The following is a 6,838-nucleotide window of genomic DNA, read 5'->3' on the forward strand; positions in this document are numbered from 1 at the left end:
TATGCGATCGTCGGCAGCGTCAGATGTGTCTAAGAGACAGGCCAAAGGCATGGAGTGCCACCAGCAGCGCGCTGGACGTGAAGACAAATCGGTTCCGCATCGGGCAGGGGGTTTCCGTGCTCGGGGGCCCTCGAGACGGGCAGCGGCCGCGACGCCTTCGCCGGCGGCCCCGTCACCCACGCTCCAAGCCTCCGGGCTCTCGTGCCACGGGAGGTTCGGGCGCTCGGCTGGTCTCAATGGCCCGGTGAAAGCGTTCTCCAGCCGGGGTCATTGAAAACCATGGCGGAAATGAACACTTCCCCTGGCGACAAGGGCCTCAAGAGCCCCCGACCGTCCGGCCCCCCTTCCCCGGCGGGACGCCTGCTCCTGGGTGATACTTCTGTTTTCCCTAAGTATCGCGTCCGGATTCTCTATTTGCCGAAGATTGCCGACGCTCCTATTTGAGAGGGGTTGGCTCCCCGTGCCTTCCCCAGGTGAACTCGTTGGAATCCTTCCAAACCATCGGCAGCCCCCTCATGTGGGGTGGCTTCATCGCGTTTGTTTTCGCGATGCTCGCGCTGGACCTCGGTGTGTTCCACCGCAAGGCGCACACGGTGAGCTTCAAGGAGGCCGGGGCATGGAGCGCGGTGTGGGTGAGCCTGTCGCTGGCGTTCAACGCCTTCCTGTGGTGGCGCTACGGCGCCGGGCCGGGCATGGAGTTCCTCACCGGCTACCTCATCGAGAAGTCGCTCTCCGTCGACAACATCTTCGTCTTCGTCGTCATCTTCTCCACGATGAAGGTCCCGGCCCTCTACCAGCACCGGGTCCTCTTCTGGGGCATCCTGAGCGCTCTGGTGCTGCGCGCGGCGATGATCTTCGCGGGCGTGGCGATGCTGGAGCGCTTCCACTGGCTCATCTACGTCTTCGGCGCCTTCCTCATCATCACGGGCGTGAAGCTCTTCATCCAGCGCAACCATGAAGAGCACCCGGAGGACGGCTGGCTGATGCGCACCGCCCGCCGCGTCATCCCCTCCACGCCGCACTTCCACGGGCAGCACTTCGTCACGGTGGAGAACGGCCGCAAGCTGGCGACGCCGCTGCTCATGGCGCTGATGCTGGTGGAGGCGTCCGACGTGCTCTTCGCGCTGGACTCCATCCCCGCCATCTTCGCGGTGACGCGCGACCCGTTCATCGTCTTCACGTCGAACATCTTCGCCATCCTGGGCCTGCGCTCGCTCTTCTTCCTGATGGCCGGCGCGATGGAGAAGTTCACCTACCTGAAGGTCGGCCTGTCCGGCGTGCTCGTCTTCGTGGGCGCGAAGATGGCGCTGGTGGACGTGGTGCACCTGTCCCCGGCCGTCTCCCTGGGCGTCATCGCGCTGGTGCTGGGCGGAAGCATCGTGGCCTCGCTGGTGAAGGCCAAGAACACGCCGCCGCACGCGCCCAACGCTGAGGCGTCTTCGGATGTGAGCCGCGACGCGGCGGCCACCGCGAAGAGCTGACGCTCCCGCGGAACCAACATTTTTCCGGCTGTGGGTCCCATGGGGTGTGGGGCTCCGGGCCCGGGCCCTCGAAGCGCATGGGGGCTCGGGCCTCTTTTTTCAGTGGCCCCGCGACAGCTCCATGAACTCCAGCCAGGAGCGGATGGCGTCCTCGAACTCCTCCAGGGGCAGGTCCTGGGAGCGGCCGGGGATGGCCACCTCACTGTGGATGGAGGCCCGGGCCCGGTTGAGCTCCAGGCTCCAGGTCTCCCCGGTGACGTCCCACCGCTCCCGCTGTCCCTGCCGCAGCGCCGTCAGCTCGCGCAGCATCCCCTGCGCCCGGTTCGCATCCGGCCGCAGCTCCTGGGCGAGGTAGTCCGCCAGCACGTCGTCGGGCGGCAGGCCACTCACGACCGCCCGTCCCTGCTGATCCCACGTGAATCGCAATGTCCTGGGCACGGCCAGGAAGGTCGCACAGTCCGCGGATCTCCGGCCACGCCCCGACCCTGCCGATTGCGCCGGAACCCGACACTGCGGCCCGGCCGCGTGCGGCAGCCAACGGGCGCCTCCGCCCGGCGAACAGCGACTGTCAGGAGCTGGAAAAGCGAAAGGCCGTGAGCCCCTGAGGACTCACGGCCTTTCTGAGTGGGCGCGGCAGGTTTCGAACCTGCGACCCCTGCCGTGTGAAGGCAGTGCTCTACCGCTGAGCTACGCGCCCTGCTGTCTGTGCCGCCCGCCGCGCCACCGCTGCGCAACGGACGCGGCGGTAAATGCCATTCGTGCGCGTGGGTGTCAACGCCTTTTCTAGGAGGATTCTTCCGCGAGCGCTTCCAGCTTCTCGTCCAGCTCGCGCAGGCGGCGCTTGAGGCCCGCGAGCTGCTTCCCCACGGCCTTGAAGTCGCCCTTCGGCGCGAAGTGCAGGGCCTTCATGACCTCTTCCTGTCCGCGGTCCAGGGCCTGCTTTCCGCGCTGGACCCGGCCAATGGCCTGGGCCACGGCCATGGCGCGCTTCTCGTCGGCCATGAGCTTCTCCATGGCCATGCTGGACAGTCCCAGCGCCTGCTTCTTCAAGTCGTCGCGGATGCCCATGGGTGTCCTCTGGCCTCAGGGGCCGTCGGGGAACTCGGTCTTCAGCGCGGCGAAGACGCGGTCGGCGATGCCCTTGTAGCGCATGCGTTCGATGAGAGGCTGCAGGTCCCCCCGCATGGAGATGCGGCGCTTGAGCACCGCCTCCACCGGATCCAACGTGCCCAGCAGCAGCTGCTTCCAGACGGAGTACGGCGCGCGGGCCAGGTACACCGGCTCCAGCTCGTCCAGGTCGTCCGGATCCGACAGCACGCGGGCCCGCTTGATGTCGCAGTCCCCGGGCTCCACGTGGACGACGAAGGACTTGTCCAGCTTGCCCTTCTCCGCCTCGATGATGGCCCCGAAGTCGCCCTTCCATCCCTTGCCGGCGATGGCGCACTCCGGGTCTGCATTGGTGAGCCGGACGGCTTCGTCCAGCCATTCCTTCGACGGAAACTTCGGCATCGCGCCTCCCTACCCCCTACGGAAGATGCTCTTGATGCTGGAGAAGAGGCCGCGGTCATCGCTCGGCCCGCTGCTGCTCGACGGAGCAGCCGGCGTGTTGCGCGAGGCGACTTCCTGCAGGGCCTTCTTCAACTGCTCGGGCGTGTCGCGGGTGGCCAGATCCACCTTGCGCGACATGCCGCTCGCGTCCTCCACCTGCACCTGGAGGAGACACTCCTCGGTGAGGCGGAAGTCGATCTTCCGGCCCGCGGCGGCGGCCGGCACGCGAACGGTGCCCAGGTACTCGTTGTCCACCATCAGGTCGCTGTCTCCCTGATAGATGTCCAGCTCGATGAACTGCGCGCCCGGCTGCTGCGGCGGCGGCAGGCGGAAGCTCTTCACCATCGGGATCAGCGAGTTCTTCTCGATGATGCGCTTCACGCGGCCGTTGGGCATCGCGTAGCCAATGGGCATGGACAGCGCGTCCAGCAGCGTCACCGCGTCGATGCTGCCCAGCGAGTCACCCAGGAGCGCCGCGCCCAGGGCCACGCACTCGTCCGGGTGCACGCCCTTGCGCGGGGCCTTGCCGAAGTGGGCCTGGATCTTCTGCTGGACCAGCGGCATGCGGCTCTGGCCGCCCACCAGGATGATCTCGTCGATCTCCGAGCGGCTGATGCCCTTCTCCGCGAGCACCCGGTCGCAGATGTCGAAGGTGCGGTCCACCAGGTCGCCGGTGAGGTTGTTGAGGTAGTCGCGGGTCAGCGGGATGCGCAGATCCAACGGCTTGCCCTTGCGCTCTTCAATGTAGGGCAGGTCGATGACGACGTTCGGGATGAGCGTCAGGTCGATCTTCGCCGCCTCGGCGGCGTTCTTGATGCGCTGGAGGGCGATGGGGCTTTCGGTCAGGTCGACCTTGGTCTCGTCGCGGAAGCGCTCCAGCACGTACTCCATGATGCGGTTGTCGAAGTCCGCGCCGCCCAGGAAGGAGTCGCCGCCCGTGGCCAGCACCTCGAAGACGTTGCCGGCCAGGTGCAGCACGCTGACGTCGAAGGTGCCTCCGCCCAGGTCATAGACGAGGACCTTCTGATCCAGACCCCGGTTGAAGCCGTAGGCCAGCGCCGCGGCGGTGGGCTCGTTGACGATGCGCTTCACGTCGAAGCCGGCCAGCCGCCCGGCCTCCTTCACCGCGTTGCGCTGGTTGTCGTTGTAGTAGGCGGGGACGGAGATGACGGCCGCGTCGATGGGGCCGCCCAGGAACTGCTCCGCGATGGTCTTCAGCTGCGACAGCACGAAGCTGGAGACCTGCGGCAGCGTGTAGAGCTTGCCACCCATCGTGACGGCGGTGTCCCCGTTGGGGTCCTCGACGATGTCGTAGGGGAAGTACCCCTTGAGGTCCTCCACCGCCTTCGAATGGTACTTGCGGCCGATCAGCCGCTTGGTGCCCCAGAGCGTGTTCTTGGGGTTGGTCACCATCTGGTCCTTGGCGACGCCGCCGACCAGCAGGTCGTTCTTGGCGGACAGCGCGACCACGGAGGGCAGGATGAGGTTGCCGCGGTCCGTGGGGACGATCTTCGGGATGCGGTTGCGCACGGATGCCACCAAGGTGTTGGTGGTGCCCAGGTCAATCCCGACGATGCGAGGTCTGTCCGCCATGAAGGTCAACGTGCACGGCTCAGGGGGAGGCCGCGCCCGTCCTCACTCTCTAGCACGTCGAGGCGTCGCGTGCGCGTTTCTAGGCGGACGCTTCCTCCCTGACTGTAGTTCTGGCCAGCCTGCCCACCAGGGGGGCTGATTTCGGGCCCGGCCTACAGCTCCCGGTCTGGATCCGGCCCCAGGTCGCGCAGGCGGATCGGCCCGTCGGGCTCCGGGGGCGGGTGCGTCTCACACACCGCGTCAGGCCCCACCGGCAGCTCGGCCAGGAAGCGGGACGGGGTGAGCAGCAGCCGCCCGTCCTCCCGGGGCAGTGAGGTGTGGGGGTACACGAGCCACAGCGCCTCCCGGGCCCGGGTGACGGCGACATAGAAGAGGCGGCGCTCCTCCTCCTCGTTCTCCAGGTCGCGCGTGGCGAGCGACAGGGGGAAGCGCCCGTCGGTGAGGCTCAGCACGAAGACGGTCCGCCACTCCAGCCCCTTGGCCTGATGGACCGTGGTGAGGGTGAGCACGTCGTCCGGGGCCTCGCCGTCGCCCTCCAGGGCGGCCCGGGCGGAGAACTCGGCCACCAGGGCGATGGCGGACAGGAAGCGGGGCACGTCCTCGAAGCGGCCGGCGAACTCCTGGAGCTGGCGCAGGTCCTCCGCGCGGGGGTCCACCCCGTCCGGAGTGGTCGGGGGCTCGCGAGCCGCCAGCACCTCCGCGAGCAGCGCGCCGGGGCTCCGAGCCTCTCGGACGGACAGCGTGGTCATCAGGGTCTGGAAGCGCTGGAAGCCGGCCTTCGCCTTGCGCGGCACGTGGGCCTGGACGTCCGGGTGGGCCAGCGCGTCCGGGAGGGACATCTCCGGAGGCAGCGCGGCCAGGGCGGTCCACAGGTGTTCCGTGCTGGCGGTGCCCACGCCGGAGAGCTTCCGCGCGAGCCGCTTGAAGGCCAGCTCGTCGTTCCGGTTGTGCGCCCATCGCAGGTGGGCGAGCGCGTCCTTGACGTGGGCCTGCTCGAAGAAGCGCACCCCGGAGCGCACGCGGAACGGCAGCCCGTGGCGCGTCAGCTCCAGTTGGAGCTCCAGCGAGTGCAGGTGGGCGCGGTAGAGCACCGCCATGGACTCCAGCCGCTGCCCCCGGGCGCGCAGCTCCAGGACGCGCTCGGCGACGAAGGCGGCCTGGGCCTTCACGTCGCGGGTGGGTACCACCTGGGGCACGGGACCGGGCGCGCCGTCGGACACGAGCGCCTTGGGGAACTGGCGGGTGTTGCGCTCGATGACGGCGTTGGCCAGCCGCAGCACCTGGGGCGTGGAGCGGTAGTTGCGCGTGAGCGGATAGATGCCGCAGCCGGGGTAGCGCTGGGGGAAGTCGATGATGTTGGTGAACTCCGCGCCCCGGAAGCTGTAGATGGACTGACAGTCGTCGCCCACGACGGTGAGGTTGCGGCGCTCGCCCACGAGCAGGTCCACGAGGTCGCCCTGGAGGCGGTTCGTGTCCTGATACTCGTCCACGAGCACGCCCTTGAAGCGCCCGGTGAGCTCCGCGCGGACGGACGGGTGGTCCTCCAAGAGCCGCTTCAGGTGGGCCAGCAGGTCGTCGTAGTCCATCAGGTGCAGCTGGGCCTTGCGCTGCTGGAAGCGGCGCGCGGTGGCGAACACCTCTGGGGCCACGGGCAGCATCTCCCTGCGCCGGTCCACCAGCACCTGCGACACGGGCTGCTGGAGGTTGGTGGCCAGGGAGACCAGGTCCAGCAGCGCGTCCGGACGCGGGAAGCGCTTGTCGCTGCGAAGCTTCCGCTCCGCCAGGCACGTGGCCATCAGGTCCCGCGCGTCCTCGCGGTCCAACACCGTGAAGCCGGTGGAGAAGCCGAGCGCCCCCGCGTGCTGGCGCAGGAGCACGTGCGCCGCGTGGTGGAAGGTGCCTCCGAGGAGACTGCCCACGTCCGCGAAGCCGCCGGCCAGCTCCTCCACGCGGCGGGTCATCTCGCGCGCGGCCTTGTTGGTGAACGTGAGGAGTAGCAGCGAAGACGGCGGGACGCCCCGCTCCAGCATGCGCGCCACGCGGTACGTGAGCGTGCGCGTCTTGCCGGAGCCCGCACCGGCGATCACGAGCACGGGCCCCTCCCCTGCTTCGACGGCCGCGCGCTGCTCGTCGTTGAGCGCGCCATCCAGGTCCAGACAGCGCGAGGGCGCTCCGGTGGGGACGGCGTGGATCAGCGGCAGGCTGTCTCTTATACA

General features: G+C 68.5%; 6 protein-coding genes and 1 tRNA gene. 1 reads left to right on the top strand and 6 read right to left on the bottom strand.

Annotated elements, in window-relative coordinates:
- Positions 1-482 precede the first annotated feature (482 nt).
- Positions 483-1,481, top strand: a complete 999-nt coding sequence (locus D7Y15_RS41330) for a TerC family protein (protein ID WP_120581304.1) — start codon at positions 483-485, stop codon at positions 1,479-1,481.
- 99 nt (positions 1,482-1,580) lie between these two features.
- On the opposite strand, the gene D7Y15_RS41335 is transcribed toward D7Y15_RS41330, so the two are convergent.
- From D7Y15_RS41335 to D7Y15_RS41360, 6 genes are all read right to left on the bottom strand, one after another.
- Positions 1,581-1,871, bottom strand: a complete 291-nt coding sequence (locus D7Y15_RS41335; protein WP_169822488.1) for a hypothetical protein — start codon at positions 1,869-1,871, stop codon at positions 1,581-1,583.
- A 235-nt stretch (positions 1,872-2,106) separates the two neighbouring features.
- A tRNA-Val gene (locus tag D7Y15_RS41340) sits at positions 2,107-2,178 on the bottom strand.
- Between the two features lie 86 nt (positions 2,179-2,264).
- On the bottom strand, positions 2,265-2,549 hold the full coding sequence (locus D7Y15_RS41345) for a hypothetical protein (protein ID WP_120581302.1): 285 nt from the start codon (positions 2,547-2,549) through the stop codon (positions 2,265-2,267).
- Between the two features lie 15 nt (positions 2,550-2,564).
- Positions 2,565-2,990 (bottom strand): hypothetical protein, encoded by a 426-nt coding sequence (locus tag D7Y15_RS41350; protein ID WP_120581303.1) that lies wholly within the window; start codon positions 2,988-2,990, stop codon positions 2,565-2,567.
- A 9-nt stretch (positions 2,991-2,999) separates the two neighbouring features.
- Positions 3,000-4,622: an Hsp70 family protein gene (locus D7Y15_RS41355; protein WP_120581305.1), complete on the bottom strand. Its 1,623-nt coding sequence runs from the start codon at positions 4,620-4,622 to the stop codon at positions 3,000-3,002.
- A 152-nt stretch (positions 4,623-4,774) separates the two neighbouring features.
- On the bottom strand, positions 4,775-6,817 hold the full coding sequence (locus D7Y15_RS41360) for an ATP-dependent helicase (RefSeq protein WP_233605292.1): 2,043 nt from the start codon (positions 6,815-6,817) through the stop codon (positions 4,775-4,777).
- Between the last annotated feature and the right edge of the window lie 21 nt (positions 6,818-6,838).

This window comes from Corallococcus sp. AB030, from assembly GCF_003668965.1.
Taxonomy (GTDB): domain Bacteria; phylum Myxococcota; class Myxococcia; order Myxococcales; family Myxococcaceae; genus Corallococcus; species Corallococcus exiguus.

Bases quoted from the DNA above. Each gene is read 5' to 3' on its own strand.
- D7Y15_RS41345 (WP_120581302.1), bottom strand. From the start codon at position 2,549: ATGGGCATCCGCGACGACTTGAAGAAGCAGGCGCTGGGACTGTCCAGC.
- D7Y15_RS41350 (WP_120581303.1), bottom strand. From the start codon at position 2,990: ATGCCGAAGTTTCCGTCGAAGGAATGGCTGGACGAAGCCGTCCGGCTC.
- D7Y15_RS41355 (WP_120581305.1), bottom strand. From the start codon at position 4,622: ATGGCGGACAGACCTCGCATCGTCGGGATTGACCTGGGCACCACCAAC.